The 20991-nt window shown below is 62.6% G+C and carries 22 protein-coding genes; 7 read left to right on the top strand and 15 right to left on the bottom strand.

Annotation, left to right across the window (positions count from 1 at the left end; all coding sequences use genetic code 11):
- Positions 1 to 16: 16 nt before the first annotated feature.
- The 6 genes from WBF69_RS06715 to WBF69_RS06690 all read left to right on the top strand — a co-directional run bounded on the left by WBF69_RS06715 (position 17) and on the right by WBF69_RS06690 (position 7846).
- Positions 17 to 1105 (top strand): flagellar basal body P-ring protein FlgI, encoded by a 1089-nt coding sequence (locus tag WBF69_RS06715; RefSeq protein ID WP_424262540.1) that lies wholly within the window; start codon positions 17 to 19, stop codon positions 1103 to 1105.
- 3 nt (positions 1106 to 1108) lie between these two features.
- Positions 1109 to 2077, top strand: coding sequence for a flagellar assembly peptidoglycan hydrolase FlgJ (gene flgJ / locus WBF69_RS06710; RefSeq protein ID WP_424262494.1), 969 nt, complete (start codon positions 1109 to 1111; stop codon positions 2075 to 2077).
- A 119-nt stretch (positions 2078 to 2196) separates the two neighbouring features.
- Entirely contained in the window at positions 2197 to 3903 is a 1707-nt protein-coding gene (gene flgK, locus WBF69_RS06705) for a flagellar hook-associated protein FlgK (protein WP_424262492.1), read from the top strand.
- 28 nt (positions 3904 to 3931) lie between these two features.
- Positions 3932 to 5155, top strand: a complete 1224-nt coding sequence (flgL, locus tag WBF69_RS06700; protein ID WP_424262490.1) for a flagellar hook-associated protein FlgL — start codon at positions 3932 to 3934, stop codon at positions 5153 to 5155.
- A gap of 145 nt (positions 5156 to 5300) precedes the next feature.
- Positions 5301 to 7157 carry a methyl-accepting chemotaxis protein gene (locus tag WBF69_RS06695; RefSeq protein WP_424262488.1) on the top strand — a complete coding sequence of 619 codons (1857 nt, stop codon included), beginning with the start codon at positions 5301 to 5303 and terminating at the stop codon, positions 7155 to 7157.
- Between the two features lie 89 nt (positions 7158 to 7246).
- Positions 7247 to 7846 (top strand): hypothetical protein, encoded by a 600-nt coding sequence (locus WBF69_RS06690; RefSeq protein ID WP_424262486.1) that lies wholly within the window; start codon positions 7247 to 7249, stop codon positions 7844 to 7846.
- A 43-nt stretch (positions 7847 to 7889) separates the two neighbouring features.
- On the opposite strand, the gene fliR is transcribed toward WBF69_RS06690, so the two are convergent.
- The 13 genes from fliR to fliF form a co-directional block, all read right to left on the bottom strand.
- Positions 7890 to 8675 carry a flagellar biosynthetic protein FliR gene (gene fliR, locus WBF69_RS06685; protein WP_424262484.1) on the bottom strand — a complete coding sequence of 262 codons (786 nt, stop codon included), beginning with the start codon at positions 8673 to 8675 and terminating at the stop codon, positions 7890 to 7892.
- An 11-nt stretch (positions 8676 to 8686) separates the two neighbouring features.
- On the bottom strand, positions 8687 to 8956 hold the full coding sequence (fliQ, locus tag WBF69_RS06680) for a flagellar biosynthesis protein FliQ (protein WP_424262482.1): 270 nt from the start codon (positions 8954 to 8956) through the stop codon (positions 8687 to 8689).
- 13 nt (positions 8957 to 8969) lie between these two features.
- Positions 8970 to 9764: a flagellar type III secretion system pore protein FliP gene (fliP, locus tag WBF69_RS06675; protein WP_424262480.1), complete on the bottom strand. Its 795-nt coding sequence runs from the start codon at positions 9762 to 9764 to the stop codon at positions 8970 to 8972.
- Positions 9764 to 10081, bottom strand: a complete 318-nt coding sequence (gene fliO, locus WBF69_RS06670; protein ID WP_424262478.1) for a flagellar biosynthetic protein FliO — start codon at positions 10079 to 10081, stop codon at positions 9764 to 9766. Before fliO ends, fliP begins: the two co-directional genes overlap by 1 nt.
- Before the next feature lie 6 nt (positions 10082 to 10087).
- On the bottom strand, positions 10088 to 10627 hold the full coding sequence (gene fliN / locus WBF69_RS06665) for a flagellar motor switch protein FliN (protein WP_424262476.1): 540 nt from the start codon (positions 10625 to 10627) through the stop codon (positions 10088 to 10090).
- Positions 10624 to 11640: a flagellar motor switch protein FliM gene (fliM, locus tag WBF69_RS06660; RefSeq protein WP_424262474.1), complete on the bottom strand. Its 1017-nt coding sequence runs from the start codon at positions 11638 to 11640 to the stop codon at positions 10624 to 10626. The genes fliN and fliM overlap by 4 nt, the downstream gene beginning before the upstream one ends.
- Positions 11640 to 12032, bottom strand: a complete 393-nt coding sequence (locus tag WBF69_RS06655; protein WP_424262472.1) for a flagellar basal body-associated FliL family protein — start codon at positions 12030 to 12032, stop codon at positions 11640 to 11642. Before WBF69_RS06655 ends, fliM begins: the two co-directional genes overlap by 1 nt.
- Before the next feature lie 151 nt (positions 12033 to 12183).
- Positions 12184 to 13401, bottom strand: coding sequence for a flagellar hook-length control protein FliK (locus WBF69_RS06650; RefSeq protein ID WP_424262470.1), 1218 nt, complete (start codon positions 13399 to 13401; stop codon positions 12184 to 12186).
- A gap of 19 nt (positions 13402 to 13420) precedes the next feature.
- The gene (gene fliJ / locus WBF69_RS06645; protein WP_424262468.1) at positions 13421 to 13870 is read right to left on the bottom strand and encodes a flagellar export protein FliJ; all 450 of its coding nucleotides are present in this window, start codon (positions 13868 to 13870) and stop codon (positions 13421 to 13423) included.
- Entirely contained in the window at positions 13860 to 15329 is a 1470-nt protein-coding gene (gene fliI / locus WBF69_RS06640; protein WP_424262466.1) for a flagellar protein export ATPase FliI, read from the bottom strand. The genes fliJ and fliI overlap by 11 nt, the downstream gene beginning before the upstream one ends.
- Positions 15316 to 16098 (bottom strand): flagellar assembly protein FliH, encoded by a 783-nt coding sequence (locus WBF69_RS06635; RefSeq protein ID WP_424262464.1) that lies wholly within the window; start codon positions 16096 to 16098, stop codon positions 15316 to 15318. The genes fliI and WBF69_RS06635 overlap by 14 nt, the downstream gene beginning before the upstream one ends.
- On the bottom strand, positions 16091 to 17092 hold the full coding sequence (gene fliG, locus WBF69_RS06630; RefSeq protein WP_424262462.1) for a flagellar motor switch protein FliG: 1002 nt from the start codon (positions 17090 to 17092) through the stop codon (positions 16091 to 16093). The genes WBF69_RS06635 and fliG overlap by 8 nt, the downstream gene beginning before the upstream one ends.
- A complete protein-coding gene (fliF, locus tag WBF69_RS06625) occupies positions 17079 to 18755 on the bottom strand; it encodes a flagellar basal-body MS-ring/collar protein FliF (protein ID WP_424262460.1) in 1677 nt (558 codons plus the stop codon). The genes fliG and fliF overlap by 14 nt, the downstream gene beginning before the upstream one ends.
- 313 nt (positions 18756 to 19068) lie before the next feature.
- On the opposite strand from fliF, the gene fliE reads away from it, so the two are divergent.
- The gene (gene fliE, locus WBF69_RS06620) at positions 19069 to 19404 is read left to right on the top strand and encodes a flagellar hook-basal body complex protein FliE (protein ID WP_424262538.1); all 336 of its coding nucleotides are present in this window, start codon (positions 19069 to 19071) and stop codon (positions 19402 to 19404) included.
- Here fliE and WBF69_RS06615 read toward each other — a convergent pair.
- Both WBF69_RS06615 and WBF69_RS06610 read right to left on the bottom strand, forming a co-directional pair.
- Positions 19401 to 19718, bottom strand: coding sequence for an EscU/YscU/HrcU family type III secretion system export apparatus switch protein (locus tag WBF69_RS06615; RefSeq protein WP_424262458.1), 318 nt, complete (start codon positions 19716 to 19718; stop codon positions 19401 to 19403). The genes fliE and WBF69_RS06615 overlap by 4 nt on opposite strands.
- Complete coding sequence (locus tag WBF69_RS06610) at positions 19699 to 20988, bottom strand: flagellar hook-length control protein FliK (protein ID WP_424262456.1); 1290 nt, start codon at positions 20986 to 20988, stop codon at positions 19699 to 19701. Before WBF69_RS06610 ends, WBF69_RS06615 begins: the two co-directional genes overlap by 20 nt.
- Between the last annotated feature and the right edge of the window lie 3 nt (positions 20989 to 20991).

The raw sequence follows: 20991 nt of genomic DNA, 5'->3' as shown, positions 1-20991 counted from the left end.
CGCCGGGCTGGCCGCGATGTTGCTGGTCTGTCTGGGGGGCCTGATGCCTTTGGCCGCCCAGGCCGAACGCATCAAGGATCTGGCATCCTTTACCGGCGTGCGTGAAAACCAGTTGATCGGCTATGGCCTGGTGGTGGGTTTGGACGGCAGCGGCGATCAGGTGCGCCAGACGCCGTTCACCCAGCAAAGCCTGACCAATATGTTGTCTCAGTTGGGGGTCACCGTGCCCCAGGGCACCAATATGCAGGTCAAAAACGTGGCGGCGGTGATGGTCACCACCCGCTTGCCCGCCTTTGCTCAGCCGGGCCAGAGCCTGGACGTGGTAGTGTCGTCAATGGGCAACGCCAAGAGCCTGCGCGGCGGCACCTTGTTGATGACCCCCCTGAAGGGCGCCAACGGCCAGGTGTATGCCCTGGCCCAGGGCAATCTGCTGGTGGGCGGTGCAGGGGCTTCGCAGGGCGGGGCCAGCGTGCAGGTCAATCAGTTGAATGGCGGCATCATTCCCGACGGCGCCATTGTCGAGCGCGGCGTGCCGACGACGTATGTGCAGGACGGGGTTGTGCGGCTGGAATTGAATTCCAGCGATTTCGCCGTGGCGCAGAATGTCGTGACGGCCTTGAATCGCAAGTTCGGCGGGCAGACCGCCACGGCGATCACGGGCCGTACCATCGAATTGCGGGCGCCGATGGACCCGAAATCGCAGCTGGCCTTCTTGTCCCAGGTTGAAAATCTGCAGGTGTCGTTGCCGCCGGCCCGCGCCCGCGTCGTGATCAATGCCCGCACCGGGTCGGTGGTGATGAACCGCACCGTCATGATCGACGAGGCCGCCATCGCCTACGGCAATCTGTCCGTCACCATCAGTCCGCAGCAGCAGGTCAGCCAGCCGACGACTCCGTTTGGCGGCGGCGAAACCGTGGTCACCAACAACACCCAGATCGAGATGCGCAGCGACAATGGTTCTTTGCAGCGCGTGAACACCAGCGCCAACTTGGCCGACGTCGTGCGGGCGCTGAATGCCTTGGGCGCTACGCCGCAGGATCTGCTGTCGATCCTGCAGAATCTGAAAAGCGCCGGCGCCCTGCGGGCCGATCTGGACGTCATCTGACATATGGCTTTCACGACCCACACCCCTCTGCCCAGTTCGGACGCGACGCCCTCGGCGCTGGATTTCAGCGGTCTGAATACGCTCAAGCGTGGCGTGCAGACGAATCCCGCGTCGGCGGACAAGCAGCGCGAGATCGCTCGTCAGTTCGAGGCCATGTTCATCCAGATGTTGATGAAGCAGGCCCGCCAGACATCTACCCAGATGCCGTCCCTGTTTGATTCCCAGGCCACGCGCATGGCGCAAAGCCTGGGCGATGAGCAGGCGTCCCTGGCCCTGTCCAACCCCGGCATTGGCCTGGCGGATGCGCTGATGGCGCAGATGCAGGGCGGAGTGCTGAACAAGCCCCTGGATCCCCTGGCCAATCCGCCCGAAGCCGCCCGTTCCCGCCTGCCGGGTTTGCAGTCGCGCATCGGCGAAGGCCGACAGCAGGCGGCGGATTCGATTTCCTCGCTGATCGATATGCTGGCCCAGCGCAATCTGGGGCAAAAGGTGCGCAGCGCCATCCAGGGGGCGCCCGAACACATCCGCAGCTTTGTGGATCAGATGGCGGTGGCGGCTGGTGCCGCGGCTCGCGATAGCGGCATCCCGGCCAAACTGATCCTGAGCCAGGCGGCGCTGGAATCCGGTTGGGGGCAGCGTGAAATCATGCGCCCGGACGGCAGCACCAGCCATAACCTGTTTGGCATCAAGGCCGGCGGAAGTTGGCGCGGCGACGTGGTGCACGTGATGACAACGGAATACGTCGACGGCCAGCCGCGCAAAATGTCGCAGCCGTTCCGGGCTTACGATTCCTACGCGGATTCCTTCAGGGATTACGCCAAACTGATCAGCCAGAGCGACCGCTATAGCGACGTGATGAAGGCCCGCAGCGCCGAGGACGCCGCCCGCAAGGTGCAGGCCGCCGGCTATGCCACCGATCCGTCCTACGCCGACAAGCTGATCAGCATCATGGGCTATTTCAACGCCCGTTGACGGGTGCGGGGCGGCGGCCAGTCCACCGCTAAATTATTCCGCTCTGCTGCCGTTATCAGGTAAGACGAATTTTCGTGGATGCCGATCAGGCATCCGCATCATGGATAGGATTGCAGCATATGAATCTGGCGAATCTGGGTAAAGCCGGCCTGCTGGTCGCACAAAACCGGCTGGCGACTGCCGGGCACAATATCAACAACGCCGCTACGGCAGGCTTTAGCCGCCAGACCGTGCTGTCCCAGACTGCCGGCGCCACGCCGACGGCGGGTGGCTGGATCGGTCGCGGGGTGCAGGCCGTCAGCGTGATGCGCTCCTACGACAATTTCCTGTACAACCAGTTCACCACGTCTTTGACAAAGGGCGCGGCGCTGAAAACCTACGGTGATCAGGTCAGCCAGGTCAATAATCTGGTGGCGGATCGCACGGTGGGTATTTCGCCCAATATCCAACAGTTTTTCAATGGCCTGGATGCGCTGGCGACGGCGCCCGCCGACGTGGCCGCCCGTCAGGAACTGCTGGGTCGCGCCAATAGTCTGGCCACACAGATTCGCGACGCCAATGCCTTTCTGGATGACCAGCGGCAGAACGTCAATACGCAGATCGACACGACTGTTACCCAGGTCAATAGCTACCTGGATCGCATCAACGACCTGAACCGCCAGATCACCACGGCCAAGGCCACCAATCCCGGCCAGCCGCCCAACGACCTGTTGGATCAGCGCGATCAGTTGGCAGCCGATTTGGGGCAACTGGTCAACATCAAGGTCTACGAACAAGACGACCGCTTTAGCATCACCATCGGCAATGGGCAGACCGTGCTGGGCGGCAATTCAGTCTATCACTTACAGGTGAAACCGTCTGCTGCCGATCCTAGCCGCATGGCGGTGCACTATACTGTGCAAGGCCCGGGAGGCGTACTGCAGCCAGTCGAGATGAAGGACAGCCTGATCGCCGGCGGCAAGCTGGGTGGCCTGCTGACTTTTCGGGCGGACGTGCTGGACGTCACGCAGAATGATCTGGGACGTTTGGCGCTGGGTATTTCAATGTCCATCAATGCACAGCATGTGCAGGGCTATGATCCTTCTGGTGCTCCGGGTACGAATTTCTTCAATGTGTCCACCCCAAAGATCATCATGAATGCTGGCAATGCCGCTACGGCAGATCCAACGGCTAGCATCGCAGATGTCTCCAAGCTGACCAACCAGGATTACCGCCTGGATTTCGACGGCGCCAATTACACGGTGACGCGCGTCCCCGACGGTACGGTTCTGGGCCCGGTGCCGGTGGGGGGCAACGCAACCTATGATGGCGTGACCTTCGACCTGGCGTCGGTGGCCGGCGCTGCGGCAGGGGATTCCTGGCTGATCCAGCCCACTCGCGACGCTGCGGGCGGCATGGACGTGGCGCTGACCGATCCGTCCAAGATCGCAGCAGCCGGCTGGGACCCGGACGCCAATGGCGGGGCGGGCGGTCCGGCTGGTTCCGCCAATGGCGACAATGCCTTGCTGCTGGCGCAATTGCGGGACAAAAAAATCCTGGGTGGTTTGCCGGGTTCGCCTGCGGGCCAGGGCACCATGGGCCTGAACGAAGCCTATTCCCAGTTGGTCAACGGCGTGGCGGTCAAGACGCAGACCAACACCACGTCGCAAAAGGCGCAAGAAACCCTGATTCAGCAGAATTACGCCGCCCAACAGGCCGTATCCGGTGTCAATATGGACGAGGAATACATCAACATCCAGCGATACCAGGAACAGTACCGCGCCGCCGCGCGACTGATTGACACCGCATCGACCATGTTCGATACCCTGCTCAGCCTGCGCAGCTGATTGGCGCTGCTTTCACTAGGAAACCATCATGCGTATCAGCTCCAGCCTCATGTTCCAGACGGGCCTGAACACCATCAATCTTCAGCAGTCCGATCTGATGCACTTGTATCAACAGATCGGCACTGGACAGCGGATGGTGACGCCGGCTGATGACCCTTTGGCAGCTGCACAGACCATCAACCTGTCGCAATCCCAGGCGCAGAATGTGCGCTATGGTGAAAATAGAGCGGTCGCCACCCGCAATCTAAGTACCGAAGAAGACGCGCTGAATTCGTTGACTCTGTTGCTGCAGGACGTGCGCACCCGTCTCGTCGAGGCGGGCAACGGCACGATGTCGGACGCTGACCGTCAGACCTTGGCCAATGTGCTGCAGCGTGCACGTGATACGGCTCTGGGCATTGCCAATACGACCGACGGCAACGGGCAGTATGTGTTTTCCGGATCTTTGGGTAGCACGCCCGCCTTTGCCGATAATGGCAGTTATAACGGCGACAGGCTGCAGCGTCTGATCCAGGCAGATGCTACCCGCCAGATCGCAGGCAGCGATATCGGGTCGGATATTTTTTTGCGATCGCAGCCAGGCACGTTGGCGTATGCCAGTGCTGCTGGCGTCGGCAATAGCGGGTCAGCGGTCATGACGGGGCCGTATGTTTCGGATCGCGCACAGAATCCGGATGCTCGTTATTCCTACGAAATCAGCTTTACTAGCCCGACGAACTACACCGTCGTGGTCACGGACGAATCAACAGGAGTGCCGGCAGCGCCGGTCGGCTACACGCTAGCTCCTGGGGCGACGGAAATGGATCTGGGTAATGGCACCAAGGTGCAGTTCACTGGCGCCCCGGTTGCTGGTGACACCTTCAGTGTCGATCCTTTGCGGCACAAAGATGCTGACGTCTTCCAGGCTCTCGATCAGTTGATCGTGGCTCTGAACGATCCGTCTCAGGGCAGCGAAGCGGCCACCGCCAATTTGCACAATATCCTGAACAATAGCATGCAGCAACTGGCTTCCAGCTACGACAATATCCTGACGGTGCGTTCGTCCATCGGCGCCCGGATGAATGAGCTGGATGCCTTGAATGACAGCGGCGCCCAGCGCAATCTAGGCTTCAGGAAGGCGCTGTCCGGTCTGGAAGACCTGGACTACTACCAAGCCACGACGCAACTCAGCCTGCGCAAGATCGCCCTGGAAGGCGCGGGCTTGGCATTTCAGACGATTCAAGGCCTCAGCTTGTTCAATCTGGGCCGCTGATTGATAGCCAGCAGTGATCAATTCGGGTTTGCTCATCGCGAACCCGATGCAGTTCCAGCGAATAGGGCCTACAAGGCCCTATTTTCTTAGGAAGACAAGCAGCATGCGTATGGCATGCTGACAATAATCACAAAGGTGAGGTGACATGAAATTTCGGTTCTGGAAGGGGCGTGGCGTCGCCTTGTCCTTGCGCGCCCGATTGACATGGGTGGTGGGGCTGTTGTCCCTGCTGACGTTCGCTGCCGTAGGCAGCGCCTGGTTCGTGCAGCAGCAAAGCCAGCGCACCATTGCTCAGCTGTCGGTCGTGGGGGTGCAGGCCAATTCAGATGTAAAAAACGCGCTGATCTATGCCCAGCAGGCGACCACCCAGATCGAAGGCGCTCTGGGGATATCGAATGAAAAACAGCGCGTGTGGGAACTGGGGCAGGCCGATCAACTGCTGAAACGGTCCCGTGACCATATGCAGTCCTTGGTGGATTCCCAGGCTTTGACGGGGGCTCAGGGTGAATCGCTGCAGCATATTCTGGACACGACCTTCAAAGACTACTGGGCGCAGGTCGACCAATTGCGCGATTTCGCCGCCAAGCAGGATGCCAAGGCTTTCGAAGCCCTGAAGCGTGGCCGCTTGCGGGGTGCCGCGCGGGGGATGGATCGGGCCTTCGGGCAATTCGATCAGTACATCCAGAACAGCAGCGCCGAATCGCGCCGGGCCCTGGCGCAGCAGTTCGAGTGGGCCAATTACGGCTTCATAGCGCTGCTGGCCGTGGCGGTTGTGCTGGCTCTGCTGGCGTACCGCACCCTGATCCGTACGGTCCTGCGGCCACTGCAGGGGGTGGGCCGGCATTTGCAAAAAATGGCGGGCGGCAATCTGGACCTGGCGATCTACCCCAAATCCCGAGACGAGATCGGGCAGCTGCTGTTTGGTCTGAAAGACATGCGCGAAGGTCTCGAATCCCTGATCCTGGGGGTGCGTACCCGCATGGGCCGGATGACCGACAGCGCCCGGCGCATCGCCAGCGGCAATCTGGATCTCAGCAGCCGCACCGACCAGCAGGCCGCCGCTTTGCAGCAGACAGCCGCCAGCATGGAAGAACTGGCCAGCACCGTCAAACAGAATGCCGATCATGCCCGGCAGGCCAATCAGCTGGCCGGCACCGCATCCCAAGTGGCGTCGCGAGGCGGTCAGGTGGTGGGCGAAGCCGTGCAGACCATGCAGGGTATTTCGGGCAGCTCGCAGAAAATTGCCGACATCGTCGGTGTGATCGACAGCATCGCCTTTCAGACCAACATTCTGGCGCTGAATGCGGCGGTGGAAGCCGCCCGCGCCGGTGAGCAGGGCAGGGGCTTTGCCGTGGTCGCCGCCGAAGTCCGCGCCCTGGCTCAGCGCAGCGCCGGCGCCGCCAAGGAAATCAAGGAACTGATCGAGGATTCCGTCGGTCGGGTTCAGGCAGGCTCGGAACAGGTCAATCGCGCGGGTGAGACCATGCAGGAAATCGTTCAGGCCGTGACCAGGGTGTCCGACATCATGAGCGAGATCACGGCGGCCACGGTGGAACAGTCCTCGGGTATCGACCAGGTCAATCTGGCCATCGCCCAGATGGATGCGGTTACGCAGCAAAACGCCGCGCTGGTGCAGCAGGCGGCAGTGTCCGCCGGGTCTTTGGAAACGCTGGCAGCCGAAATCAGCCAGTCGCTGGCGGTCTTCCAGCTCAGCGAACAGGCCATGAGCACCGTCGATCCGGAAGATGCCGATCAGGCGACACAAGAAACCGCGGTCTTGGCGGCGGCGCCCGCCTTGCCGGTGTCGCAGACGGTTGCCCGCACAACGTCCTCGACATCTGCCGGCCCGGCGTCCAGGCCGGCGCCTGCCCGTCATGCATCGTCTGCTGCACGCCCTGCGTCGACCAAGCCACGCCTGGCAGCGCCTGCCGCAGCAGCACGGACGTCACAACATACGGCAGCGCAGGCTGCCTCGGATACGGAAGAATGGGAGAATTTCTGAATATGAAGCATCGTAGGCAAGGGCTTTCCAGTGGGGCGCAGGATCAGGCGCTGAGGCCGGTTTCTTTTTTATCGGAACCGCTCAGGCGCATGCGCGGGGCGGTTGTGCTGACCGCCGCTGCGTTGATGCTGACCGGGTGTGCTTTCAGCGGCAATGGCCTGAATACGGCGGGGCTGGATCGCATCGTGGTGGGGCGCACGACGCTGGACCAAGCCTCTCAAGATCTGGGCGCTCAGCCTACGGATGTCTGGCAGCAGGGCGATACCGTGCTGGCTCGTTGGGCCTACAAGGCCACGCTGGCGACCGATGCCGTGTATGCCCGTCAGGAAGTCTGGCTGCGTTTCGGGCCGGACGGTACATTCCAGCGGATGGAAAACAGCATCAATGTGCCGGCGTTGCGCCACCCCAGGACGGCTGCCGAAGCCGATCGCGAAGCCGCCCAGGAGCGCGCCAAGGCCCAGTCCGCGGCAAAGGCTGCGGATACTCAGCCGACGGCGGACGATGGCATGATCGTGATCCCCGGTAATGGCGAACCCGGCACACAGCCGGCAGCAGTAGACCCGATACCGGTGCCTCCGCCGCCGCCGGTATCGGGTAGTTCGACTGTCGATCCTGCGGGCACGCAGCCGCTGCTGCCGAGGGGGTCCAAGGTGGTGCCGGGCGTGACCTATCCCTTGTCTTCTTCATAGGGCCGCGGTCGCGCCGTCCGGTGTGATGTGCTGGCGGGCGCCTTTACAGGCCCGCCAGCCCGCGGGCGATCTGCGCCATCGCCTGATATCCGTCCTGGAACAATTTCATCAGGAACTCGCTGCTGCGAGGCAGTACGATCGCCAGCATGATCAGGCCGGTCGTCAGGGTGATCGGGAAACCCACTGCAAATACCGATAGCTGTTGCGCCGTGCGGTTCAGAATCCCCAGCGAGAGATTGATGGTCTGCAGCACGATGATGATGGGCAGCGCCAGCAGCATGCCGGAAATCCAGATCTGGCCGCTCCAGTCGATGACGGCTGCCCAGCCGTCCGTGTGCAAAGGGGCGCCGATCGGCAGGATTTCGAAGGTGCGCATCAGGCCATCCAGCATTAATAGATGGCCGTCGACTGCCAGAAAAAGCAGCATGGCGACGATATTGATCAGGCGCGAGAGCACGGCGGTATTCGCGCCGGTGGCGGGGTCGAAAAAGGATGCAAAGGCCAGCCCCATCGGCAGGCCGACGAACTCGCCCGCCATCATCGCTGCCGTGAAGATCAAGCGCATGCAAAAGCCTAGCGCCATGCCGATCAGCACCTGTTGCGCGGCGATCAGCAGGCCGGCATATGAGCTGGGAGGGATGGTCGGGACAGGGCCGATCAGGGGTGCCGCCACCAGGGTCAGAACCACCGAAACCCCCACCTTGATGCGGATGGGAACCGACGATTCGCCCAGGATGGGCGCCATCATGACCAGACCGCCTATCCGGAACAGGGGCCACAGCAGGCCGGTGATCCAGGCGTACAGTTGGTCGAGCTGGACGTCGATCATGTCCAGTCCGGCTAGACGGCCAGACCGGGAATGGATTCCAACAGGGCCCGGATATAGTCAACCATGGTGGACAGCAGCCAGGGCCCCAGCAAGACCAGCGTCGCCCCCACCGCCAGCAGCTTGGGGATGAAGGACAGGGTCATTTCATTGATCTGGGTGGCCGCCTGGAAAATACTGATCAGCAAGCCCACCAGCAAGGTGACCAACAAGAGGGGGCCGGCGATAGACAGGGCGACTCGCAAGGCCTGGTAGGTCAGAGACATGACGGCTTCGGGTGTCATGGGCGGTACCCCCTTATTGATAGAAGCTGCGGGCCAGGGACCCCAGCAACAGGTGCCAGCCGTCGGCCAGCACGAACAGCATCAGCTTGAAAGGCAGGGAAATGCTGACAGGCGGCACCATCATCATCCCCAGCGCCATCAGCAGGCTGGCGACGACCAGGTCGATGATCAGAAAAGGAATGAAGATCGTAAAGCCGATCTGGAAGGCGGTTTTCAGTTCGCTGGTGACGTAGGCGGGGACCAGCACCCGCAGCGGCGTGGCATCGGGGGTTTCCAGCGGGCCGATGGCGGCCATATCGGCGAACATGCTGAGATCCGCTTCGCGGGTCTGGTGCAGCATGAAGGTCTTGAGTGGTTGAGCGCCCCGATTCAGGGCTTCTTCAAAGCTGATCTGATCACTGGCCAGGGGCTGGTAGGCCTGGGTGTAGATCTGGTCGAAGACCGGTGACATGGTGAACAGCGTCAGAAACAAGGCCAGGCCCACCAGGATGGTGTTGGGGGGCGATACGCCGGTGCCCAGGGCGTTGCGCAGCAGGCCCAGCACGATGATGATGCGGGTGAAGCTGGTCATCATCAGCAATGCCGCCGGCAGGAATGACAACATGGTCAGCATGACCAGCGTCTGCACGCTGAGTGACCAGGTTTCGGTGCCGTTGGGGCCTGGGGTGGTGGTCAGGGCTGGCAGGGTGGCCTGAGCCAGCGTATTGCCCGGCCAGATCAGCAGCAGCAACAGACCTGCGGACAGGCAGCGCAGCGCCAGGGCGCCGGCGGGGGAAAGGGCGTATGAAAAGGCTGGCCAGCGGAACATCAGGATCTCGACAGGGTTTTGCCCAGGGATTCGGCAAAATCGGGCTGTGCAGCCTGGGTGTCGGGTGAGGCGGGCAGTGTGTGCAGCAAGGTGATCTGCTGGGGAGTCACACCCAGTAGCAGGCGGGTGTCGTCGATCTGGACGAGAGACAGGGAGCAGCGTGCGCCCAGGCTGTGGCTGCCCAGCACGCGCAGATTGGCCGTGCGGTTGCCGTGGCGCGCCCATCCGCCCCGGCGGGCCAACCAGGCCAAGGCCAACAGCAGGACCAGGACGAACAGCAGCGCCAAAATGACGCGCAGAGTCTGAGCCTGGTCCATCAGCGATCAGCGGCGGTTGTTCAGCCGGGCGATCCGGTCTGAGGGCGTGATGATGTCGGTGATGCGGATGCCGTATTTTTCATCCACGACCACGACTTCGCCCTGGGCGATCAGGTAGCCGTTCACGTAAATATCCATGGGCTCGCCTGCCAGGCCGTCGAGCTCGACGACCGAACCCTGCCCAAGCTGCAGGATATTCTTGATCGTCAGGCGGGTGCGGCCCAGTTCAACCGACAGCTGGACCGGGATGTCCATGATCATGTCGATGTCACTGTCGGCGCCGCTGGCCTGGCCCACCAGGGGCTGGAAGACCTGCGAGGCAGCCGGGGCTTGCGCCGGCGCGGCGGGCGGCGTGGCGGCGGTTTGTTCCGCCAAGGCAGAGGCCCAATCGTCCTCGGCGCCCAGGCCGGCTGCCTGGGTCGGCTGGTCGTGGGCGGTAGCCTGCTGGTCTGCCAGAGCGGCAGCCCAGTCGTCCTCTAGTTTGTTGGTAGAGGCGGGATCCGGCTGGCTGGGATCCTGGGTGTCGTCGTCTTTGATGTCGCTCATTTCTTCGTGCGGGCTAGCAGTTGGTCGGAATCGCCGGGCGAGGCAAGAATTTTATGCACGCGCAGGGCATAACGGCCGTTGAAGGTCCCGTAGCTGCAATCCAGCACAGGGACGCCTCCGACGCGCGCCGTCACATTGGGTTGGACGTCGACGGGCAATACGTCGCCGACGGCCAGATGCAACAGTTCGGCAATCGATGTTTCGATGCGGGCGAATTCGACGCCGAGTTCGACTTCGGCGCTGCGGACTTCGCGCGATAGCTGCTGGGTCCAGCGCTGGTCGATGGAATCGGCGGCGGATTGCTGCAGCGGTTGTGTCAGGATGTCGCGGATGGGTTCCAGCATGGAATAGGGCAGGCAGACGTTCAGTTTGCCGCCCGAGGCACCCAGTTCGATGTTGAAGGTGGTCAGCACCACCACGTCGTTGCCCGAACCGATATTGGCGAATTTGGTGTGCATTTCCGATCGCATGTATTCGAATTCGATCGGATAAATATTGTCCCAAGCCTGCCCGTAGCATTCCAGCGTCAGGTTCAGGAGGCGGCGGATGATGCGCTGTTCGGTGTTGGTGAAATCGCGCCCTTCGATGCGAGTATTGTAGCGGCCATGGCCGCCAAACAGGCTGTCGATGACCAGGAAGACCAGGTTGGGGTCGAAGGTGAACAGACCCGTGCCGCGCAGTGGCTTCAGAGCAACCATGTTCAGATTGCTGGGGACGGGCAGATTGCGTTCAAAGTCCGAGTATTTCTGGATTTTGATGGCGTTGACCGTGATGTCTGCGTTGCGCCGCATGAAACCGAAGAACATCGAGCGCAGGCGTCGGGCGAAGCGTTCGTTGATCAGTTCCAGCGTTTGCATGCGATGACGCACGACCCGGTCGGGAGAGCCCAGGTCGTAAGGCCGCACGCCGTCCTGAGGGACTTCGGCCGCCGTTTGCGTCGAGGATTCTTCGCCGGTGACCCCTGCCAGCAGGGCATCGACTTCATCCTGGGAAAGCATGCTTTGATAGGGCATTACTGAACCACGAAAGCGGTGAACAACACGTCAGCCACATGGGGGCCGGGCAATTGCGCCGCAAAGGGGCGGGAAAGATCGGCCTTGATGATGGTGCCAAGCGATAGACGGCCTTCTGGCGTCTGGATGGTGGCGAGTTCCTGGGAAGACAGAACTTTCAGGATGCGATCGCGGACTTCGGGCATGTAGTCCTGGATTTGCTTGCGTGAGCCTTCGTCGCCCAGGCGCAGCGTGATGGCGGTGTAGAGAATACGATTGCGAATCTCACCGTAGAGAGTGACGGTGAAGGGTTCGAGATCAGCAAAGATGGGCGCCGGCACGACAGGGACCGCGACAGGGGCGGCATTCTCTGCCTGGCTAAGCGCGGGGCTGGGCATGCTGGTCCTGTCCATGAATAGCATCGTGCCTCCCACGGAGGCGCCGATGATCACGATGAGCAGAAGAATGAATTTAAGTAGCCTGAGCATGGTTCCGGTTCAAGGTGTCACTGGGATCGGGAGGCAGCATTGTAATGCCTGGGAGACCCGACATAGAGCAATGGGGTCATACGAAGGTATCCACCAGGGCGTCCGGGCGGATAAGCGGGCGAGGAGCCGAGGCAGCGGGGTTGGCATCGCTGGCGACCGTGTTCGTGCCGCCATCCAGGCTGAATGTCGCGCCATCGGATGAGCCGGACCCCTGGGCAGACTGGCCGAATGCCTGCTGACCGGGCTGCTGGTCGCTGACGTTTGCCTGGCCCAGCGATAGACCCGCCTGGGCCAGTTGCTGTTCCAGGTGCGGTAGCGCGTTTTCCAGCGCTTGGCGCACATTGGCATGCGGCGAAATGAAGGATGCCTGGGCCAGCGTGTCGCCCAAGTGCAGCGTGATGTGGATCGGGCCCAGTTCGGGCGGATTGACGCGCATCTGGACGGTGTGCCCAGAGGCGCCGGCTTGTGTCAGATTCAGTATCTGGCGGCTGAAGTCCTGCGGCCATTGGGGGCTGTTCAGCGGTGTGGGGACGGCAAGCTGGATCGCGGGCTGGATGCTGCTGCTTGTCGCGGCAGGCAACAGGCTCGCGCCCAGTGCCGCGACCGGCGTATCTGTCAGGAGGGCCGGCGCGCTGCTCAGTTGGGTGGCTACCGCGGTGTGGGTCGCCGTAGCGGATGCCAGGCTGGCTGGTGATGTCACCGTGGTGTCCGCTGACGCTGACAAGGCTGTGACGGGACGATTGGTCACGGGCGTGCGTTTATCGGCCTGCGGCAGATCGACGGCGGCGGCCTGAAGGCGGGTCGGTGCAGTAGGCGTCAGGATCGGTTGAGTGGCGCGGACGGTCAGAGGCGCTGTGTCGCCCTGTGCTTTCTGGCCGGGCTGCGGCGTGTCGGCGGCAGCGCTATCGTCTGCCAGCAGTGCAGCGACAGCCTGTCCGCGCTGCGGGGCAGGTTGATCGCCGGTGATGGCGTCGGTCTTGGGTGAGGCAGCACCGGTTTGATGGCGCAGCGTGGCCGGAGTCTGGACGAGCGGCTGCATCAGCGGCAGGGCGGCACTGTCCAGGATCAGTGCCAGGGTTTCATCCGGCCCGAGCGGGTCCTGTTTTTTGGCGGCATCGGAGGATGGGACATCGACCCGACGCGTCGGGGATTGGTCGTCAGCCGTCGTATTGCGCTGGCCGGACAGCACATTTGAAAATGCGGGAGAGCTGTCCTGAGCGGCGCCAGCATCCGCCGGTCGCGTCGTGTTGTCGACCGAGGGTTGGCTGGTGTGGACTACAGGAAGAACGGGCATGTTCATGGCTAGGGCAGATTCAGTGTGACTGTCTCAGTCGCCGGTACAGTCCGGCAGCGGCTTCGTCGCTGGCGCGCTGTTCGCGGCGTTGTTCATGAGTTCTCAGCTGATGAAGCTGGCGGGTTTTCAGAGTTTCGTACGAATTCAGGCGGCGCTTTTCATCGTGCCACTGTTGGCGTCCGGTCTCGATTTTGATGTCGATCTGGGCGATGATTCTATTTTGCTGGGAAATGGCCTCGTCCAATGTGGCAATAAAGTGCCTAAAGTTATGGTAATTCGAGGCGGTTACCCCGCTTTCGGTGGTGTCCTGAAGTTTCTGGGTATAGTCGCTGCGGTAGTGGTCCAGGGTGTTGAGCTGGCCCTGGGCTTCACGTCGCTGAGTACTGAGTTCGGCCAGCACTCGCCCGGCTTCGTCGAGTTTGTCCTGAGTCAAGTTGATCAGGACGTCAAGCGAAGTATTAGGGTTCATGAGTGATCTCCTGACCCAGCACGCTTGCCAGAGCAGCCGTGGCAGCCGGGTAGTCAACCTGCACGTCGATACCTTGTTGCAAATACCCCTCGAGCCAAGGATAACGTTCGATCGCTTGGTCAATTTCCGGGTCGTTTCCTGCAGTATAGGCCCCGACAGCGATCAGGTCCCGATTGCGCTGGTAACGGGACACCATGCGCTTGAACTGATGCACGCAGTGGAACTGGCTGGCGGGCACGATCGCCGACATGACCCGCGAGATCGACGCTTCGATGTCGATGGCCGGATAGTGACCGGATTCGGCCAGCGTGCGCGACAGCACGATGTGGCCGTCCAGAATGGCACGGGCCGAATCCGCAATCGGATCCTGCTGGTCGTCGCCTTCGGTCAGCACCGTATAAAAGGCAGTGATCGAGCCGGCGGCCTGGTCGCCTCTGGGCGCACCATTGCCGGCCCGTTCGACCAGCGTGGGCAGTTTGGCGAACACGGACGGGGGGTAGCCTTTGGTGGCCGGCGGTTCGCCGATGGCCAGGGCGATTTCGCGCTGCGCCATGGCGTAGCGGGTCAGGGAATCCATGATCAGCAGCACGTGTTTGCCCTGGTCGCGGAAAAATTCCGCCAGCCGCGTGGCGTAGACAGCCCCCTGCAGGCGCAGCAGGGGCGAGACGTCCGCCGGGGCGGCTACCACCACCGAGCGCGCCAGACCGTCTGCTCCCAGGTTCAGTTCGATGAATTCCTTGACTTCCCGGCCCCGTTCGCCAATCAGGCCGACCACGATGACATCGGCCTGGGTGTAGCGGGCCATCATGCCCAGCAGCACGCTTTTGCCGACGCCTGAACCCGCGAACAGACCCATGCGCTGGCCTCGCCCCACCGTGAGCAAGCCATTGATGGCTCGCACACCCACGTCCAGCACCGTATCGACCGGGGCGCGGGTGAGGGGGTTGATCGGTGTGGCCGTCAGCGGCGCCATATCCAGATCCGTGGGCAGCGGCTTGCCGTCCAGCGGCCTGCCGGCGCCATCCAGTACCCGGCCCAGTAGAGCCTGGCCAACCGGGAGATGGCGGGCCTGATCGATATTGGACGGTGCGATGGTTTCCAGGCGTTGCGTGGTGGGCAGGGGGACGGGGTCCAGCAGCAGGGTTTCCGATGGCACCACGCGTGCCCCTGGGCGCAGGCCGGTGATGTCGCTTTGCGGCATCAGATACAGCGTATCGGCGTGAAAGCCGACGACCTCGGCATCGGCCCAGAGATCGCGGCCCGGCGAGACTTGCACCTGGCAAGCGGCGCCTACGGGCAGCTGAAGGCCAGTGGCTTCCAGGACCAGGCCGGTAGCGCGGGTGACGCGGCCCTGACGGCGCGTGGCCTGACGGGCTTCGATGCGCTGTTCGCAGAATTCCAGCTGGGCCCGCCAGCGGTCGCCAGCGGTGTCCAGGGAAGGAAAATCAGGGGCCGTCATGTCGGGCCGGGGGATTCCCGGGTTTTTGGCCCAGTACCGAGACGATGCGCTGCCAGCGTGTTTCCAGCGTGGCGTCTACGGATCCCAGGGCGGTTTCTGCAATGCAACCGCCTCGTGTGATGCGCTCGTCGGCGATCAGGCGGTAGCTGCTGATATCGGGGTTCTGCTGCAGGAAGGTATTGACCAGGCCCAGGTCTTCAGGGTGCAGGCGCAGATTAAGCGGTGCGCCGGGTTCGGGTCGGGATTGCAGCACATCCTGGACCAGGGACAGCACATAGCCTGGATGGTCGCGCAGTTGTTCGCCCAGCACTTGTTCGGCGATCCGGGTGGCCAGGCTGATCAGGGATTGGCCGATTTCGGATTCCAGATCGTTGATGGCGGCCGCGCAGGCCTGGGCCAGGGCGTTCAGGCGGGCAGCCTGTTCCTGAGACTGGGCCAGGCCTTCGGTGTAGCCGGATTCCATGCCCTGGGCATGGCCTTCGGCGCGACCGGCGGCCAGACCCTGGGCATGGCCTTCGGCGCGGCCCGCTTCCAGGCCCTGGGCATGGCCTTCGGCTTGACCTTTGTCGTAGCCTTCCTGGTAGCCTTTGTCCAGACCTTCCTGGCGCGCCTGGGCCAACGCCTGGGCGCGGCGGCGCAGCAGATCGGCCTTTTGCGGCTCTGCGTCGGTAGCGCGCCGTTGCTGTTGTTGCTGGGCCCTGAGAGATTCCATTTCCCAGCGCTGCCAGCGGGCACGCATCTGGAGATCGATGGAAGGCTTGTCAGACATACTGATCGTTGCCCATGCTCAGGTTGATCTGGCCGGCATCGGCCAGTTTGCGCGCCACCAACAGGATGGCCTTTTGTTCGGTTTCGACGCGGGACATGCGTACCGGTCCCTGCGCTTCGAGGTCGTCGCGCAGGATCTCGGCGGCGCGGTTGGACATGTTCTTGAAGAATTTGGCGCTGAGTTCTTCGCTGGCGCCCTTCAGGGCGATGGTCAGCGAGGCCGTATCGATTTCCTTCAGGATGAGCTGGATGGCCGCGTCTTCCACATCCGCCAGGTTGTCGAAGACGAACATTTCGTCGACGATGCGCTGCGCCAGATCGGCGTCGATTTCGCGCAGGCTGCTGACCACGGCTTCTTCTTCCGTGGTGTTCATGAAGTTCAGAATCTCGGCTGCGGTACGCACGCCGCCCATCTTCGAGCGCTTGGCGCCCTGGCCGGACAGGACTTCGTTCAGGACGTCGGTCAGTTCATGCAGGGCTGCAGGCTGGACGCCGCCGAAGGTGGCGATACGCATCATCACGTCGTTGCGCGAACGCTCGTTGAGCAGCGCCAGCACAGCCGATGCCCGATCGCGTTCCAGGTGGACCAGGATCGTGGCGATGATCTGCGGGTGTTCGTCGGCGATCAGTTCGGCGACGTTGGCGGGTTCCAGCCAGTTCAGGGCGTCGATACCTGATCCTGTGCCATCGCCTGCATCGAGAATGTCTTCGATCAGGCTGGCGGCGCGGTCGGTGCCCAAGGCCTTGGTCAGCACGGAGCGGATGTAGTCGTCCGAACCCAGCGTGACGGCCATGAACTGGTCGGCTTCGCGGCGGAAGTCTTCGAGGACACTGTCGACGTCGGCGCGCGTGACTTGTTTCAGATTGGCCATGGCGGAGCCGATCTGCTGCACTTCGCGCGACGACAGGTATTTGAAGACTTCGGCGGCGGCATCCTCACCCAGAGACATCATGAGGATGGCGCAGCGGTTCAGATCGGGTTCAGGATTTGGCATTTTTGGGGTCCATCCAGGATCGCAGCACCATGGCGACGGCACGCGGGTCGCGCTGGGCCAATTCGCGGGCGGTGTCCAGGTTTTCCTCGTAGCGGTTCATCTCGGAGGCCCGCAGCTCGTCCTGGCGGCGCTGTTCGCGCATGGTTTCCAGGTGGGCTTCGTTCTTGACGCGTTCGACCTGGGCATTGGCAAAGCCCTGGACAATGGGGCGAATGACCGAGCGCCACAGGAAGAATAGTACTGCCAGGATCAGCAGAACTTTAGCGATCTGCAGGGCCAGATTTTGGTAAGCCGGGTTGTCCCAAGGCTTGACGGAGGGTTCCTGGTCGGTGAATTCACTATTCACCACGCTCAGGGTGTCTCCCCGATCCATGGAATAGCCCATCGCCTGCTTCACCAGGGCATTGATGTTGTCCATGTCGGACTGTTCCAGCGGGGCAGGCTCACCGTCCTTGTTGCGATAGTTGACGACCACGGCCACGGACAGGCGTTGGATCGTGCCCATCTCGTGTTTGACGTGGCTGATGGTGCGGTCGACTTCGTAATTGACGGTGGCGTCATTGCGCGCCGATCCCCGATTGGCCGGTTGTGCGGCGGCGGGTACGCCATTGATGGTGCCTTGCTGGGTTTGGGCAGCGGCGCCCTGGGCCGGATTCTGCGGATTGCCTGCCTGGGCAGCCGGCGCGGTCTGGATGGGCGCGGTGGCATTGGCCGGAGGTTCGTTGGTCAGCGCGCCTGGCACGCCTTCGGGCGATGTGATGCCGTTTTGCACGGAATCGCTGGTTTGTTTGCTGCGCACCGCAGCCGTACCGGGCGTTTCATTGGGCCGGTAGACCTCGGAGGTTTGTTCGCGCTGGGAAAAATCGACGCTGGCGCTGACCTGGGCGCGGACGTTGCCGGGGCCGACCATGGGGGTCAACAGGGTCAGGATGCGCTGGGTGGTGCGCTGTTCGATGTCGGTGATGAAATTGCGGCGAGTGCTGTCCATGGCGGCTTCGCCGCTGGGCTTGGAGAGCAGGTGACCATCCTGGTCGACGATGGAGACGTCTTCGGCATTGAGCTTCGGCACGCTGGAAGAGACCAGCCAGGTGATCGCCGATACCTGGGCTTCGCTGAGGCTGCGGGCAGGGTACAGCGTGATCAGCACCGAGGCGGTGGGGGCCTCGCGGTCGCGCACGAACAGGGATTGCCGGGGAATGGCCAGATGCACCCGGGCGGATTTGACGGGGTGCATGGCTTCGATGGAGCGGGCCAATTCGCCTTCCAGGGCGCGTTGGTAGGTGATCTGCTCGGTGAACTGGCTGGCCCCGAACTGGGGCTTGTCCAGCAATTCGAAACCTACGCTGCCGCCGCGCGGCAGGCCTTGTTCGGCGAGCTGCAGGCGCAGAGCATAGACCTGGTCCGCCGGCACCATGATGGTGGCGCCGTTGTCGGCGAATTTATAGGGGACGTTGCGCTGATTCAGTACCGAGACGATGGCTCCGCCGTCGCGGGCCTCGATGTTGGAAAACAGCGTTTTATAGTCGGGTTCGCGCATCCACATGGATGCGACGACCAGCAGCGCGATCACGGCAGCGCCCAGGCCAAGCAGCAAGGGGCGAGGCAGGGCTGCCAGGCGCGCGAGGACAGGGTTCTTGTTCATCCAGTCGGCAATCGGATTCATCGAGCGGGAGATGCAGAAGAGGCCGTCAGGCTGCGCCCGGGCCAGTAACCGTCGGTCTGGATGATATGCATGCTGATGCGGCAGTATGGAAGATGGATGGCGGCCATTATGGCGGGATTTGCGATTTGGGCAAGCCCTGAAAAGCCCGGTTTTTGGGGCTTAGTTAGGGTGATATCGCGAATTGCTTAAATAGTCGGGACTTGTTCCTGCTATTGCCGGTCTAGCGGCGGGCACAAGCCGCGTATAGTACAACGCTGGCCCACCCCTGTATGGGTCAAACCCGATCAGCAACCTTTTCAATAGCCCCGACATGATCAATTCCCAAGCCTTGGCCAGTGTTGAAAATCTGCTTGCCCAGATGCGGGCGGTCACACGTGCGTCTCAGGGCTTGACGGCTGAATCAGCCACTGCGCAGGTCGGCAAAACAGGGGGGTTCGCATCGGAACTTGCCCGTACGTTGAATCGGGTATCAGAGGCCCAGAACAGCGCCAATGCTCAGGCGCGCGCCTTCGAGATGGGCGATCCCAATGTATCGCTCAGCAATGTCATGATCGATTTGCAAAAGGCCGGTTTGTCGTTCCAGGCTACCGTTCAGGTGCGCAACCGTCTGGTCGAGGCCTATAAGGAAATCGCCAATATGGCGGTCTAAGCCGGAAGGTTCGGCGCGGTTTTCTTCACCACGCCGTCTTTGCCGCCGGTATCCAGATCGTACAGCCACGCCAGCAGTTCGGCGATGGCGATGTACAGTTTCGGCGGGATATGGGCATCCAGATCCACCTGCATCAGCAGGCTGACCAATTCCGGAGATTCATGAATGTACAGATCGTGTTCGCGCGCTGTACGAATAATGGTTTCCGCCAGATTGCCATAGCCTTTGGCGACCACCCGGGGGGCCTGATCCGAAGGGTCGTAGGTGATCGCTACTGCGCTGGAGCGATGGGGGTCAAGGGGTGGCGACTTCATGCTCTATAGGGTCCGGGTCAGGAACGTCTGGAGCCTGGTCCAGCACCGACAGCTGGCTGGCCTGCAGTCCTTGGGCCAGCAGGCGTGAACGCAAGGGCTCGATGGACTGGCTCAGGCGCTCAGCCGATTGAGGCGCGGTCAAGCGCATGACCAACTGATCACCCGACAGGCTGAGTCGGGCTTCGACCTGGCCCAGCGTGGGGAGTTGCAGATTCAGATGGGTGGACCAGTGCTCTTCGGATGCGGCAGGATGCTGGCCGTCGTCGGGCTGGCGCCGACGGACTTCCATGTGCATGTCCGCGCCCGACCAGGCTTCTCCCTGCCAGATGAAACCCTGATTGGCCAGCACTTCCAGTTGCTGGCGCACCATCAACTGGGTTTGGGGATCAATGCCGGGGATGGGCGCCTGCGGTGCGGAATGCTGGGCGGTGGCAGTCTGGGCTGTATTGCTTTGGGTGCTTGCCGTGTTGTTGGTTTGCTGCCCGGGGTCTTGGGGGGCGGCGGCCTGGGCTTGCTGGATGATCGACGTCAGGGACGTGGGCTGACCCGCCGGATTGGCGGGCGTACCGGGGAGCTGAGACTGCTGCCCCAGCAGTAGTTGGCCTTGGGGTTCCTGGCGCAGGGCATGCGCAGAGGTCTTGCCTGCCGCCAATTGAGCGACATGGGATTCGTAGAACAGGCCGCTGCTTTGGATGGACTGCGACAGGGCATGGGCAAAGCGGGCCGCCAGAGCGCCTGGCTGATTCAGGTTCGTCGCCAGCTGCGCCCAGACCTGAGTGGTGCTGGCTGCCTGGTTCGAGGCGCCTGGAGCCGGCGCTGAGCCACCGGTCGGAGCATTGCCGCCGGCGGGCCCTGGGGGGGGCGGCAGCAGCGGGGCGCGTCCTTGGATGGTCTGGTTGGCCTGGGGGAATTGGTTCAGCAGGGCCAGGATGATGCGCGCCGCATAACCCAGCGTCGTGGGCGCGGATTGCGTCGCGCCCCGAAAGGTGCTGGCTCGCCCGAGCAGATTGTCCAGCTGCATTTCCCGGCTGGCTTTGCCCACGGCAGCTCGGCGCTGACCTTCGGCGTTGGCCTGGTCGACCGCTTGGCGGGTGTCGCGCTGGGTTGGGTTTTGCAGCGCCTGGGGGTTTTCGGCATTGCCCGGCTGCGGGACCGCCTGAGGGCCGGCCCCGGATGCCACATTGGCTTGTTGCCCCAGCGTGACGCCCAGCGCGGTATCGAGGCGCTGGATGAGGGTTGTGCCGAGGTTGGATGGGGCCCCGATGCTCATGGC

It is taken from the genome of Castellaniella sp. (assembly GCF_049673105.1).
GTDB lineage: Bacteria > Pseudomonadota > Gammaproteobacteria > Burkholderiales > Burkholderiaceae_B > Castellaniella.
This window is presented reverse-complemented; position numbering and strand designations above follow the sequence as displayed.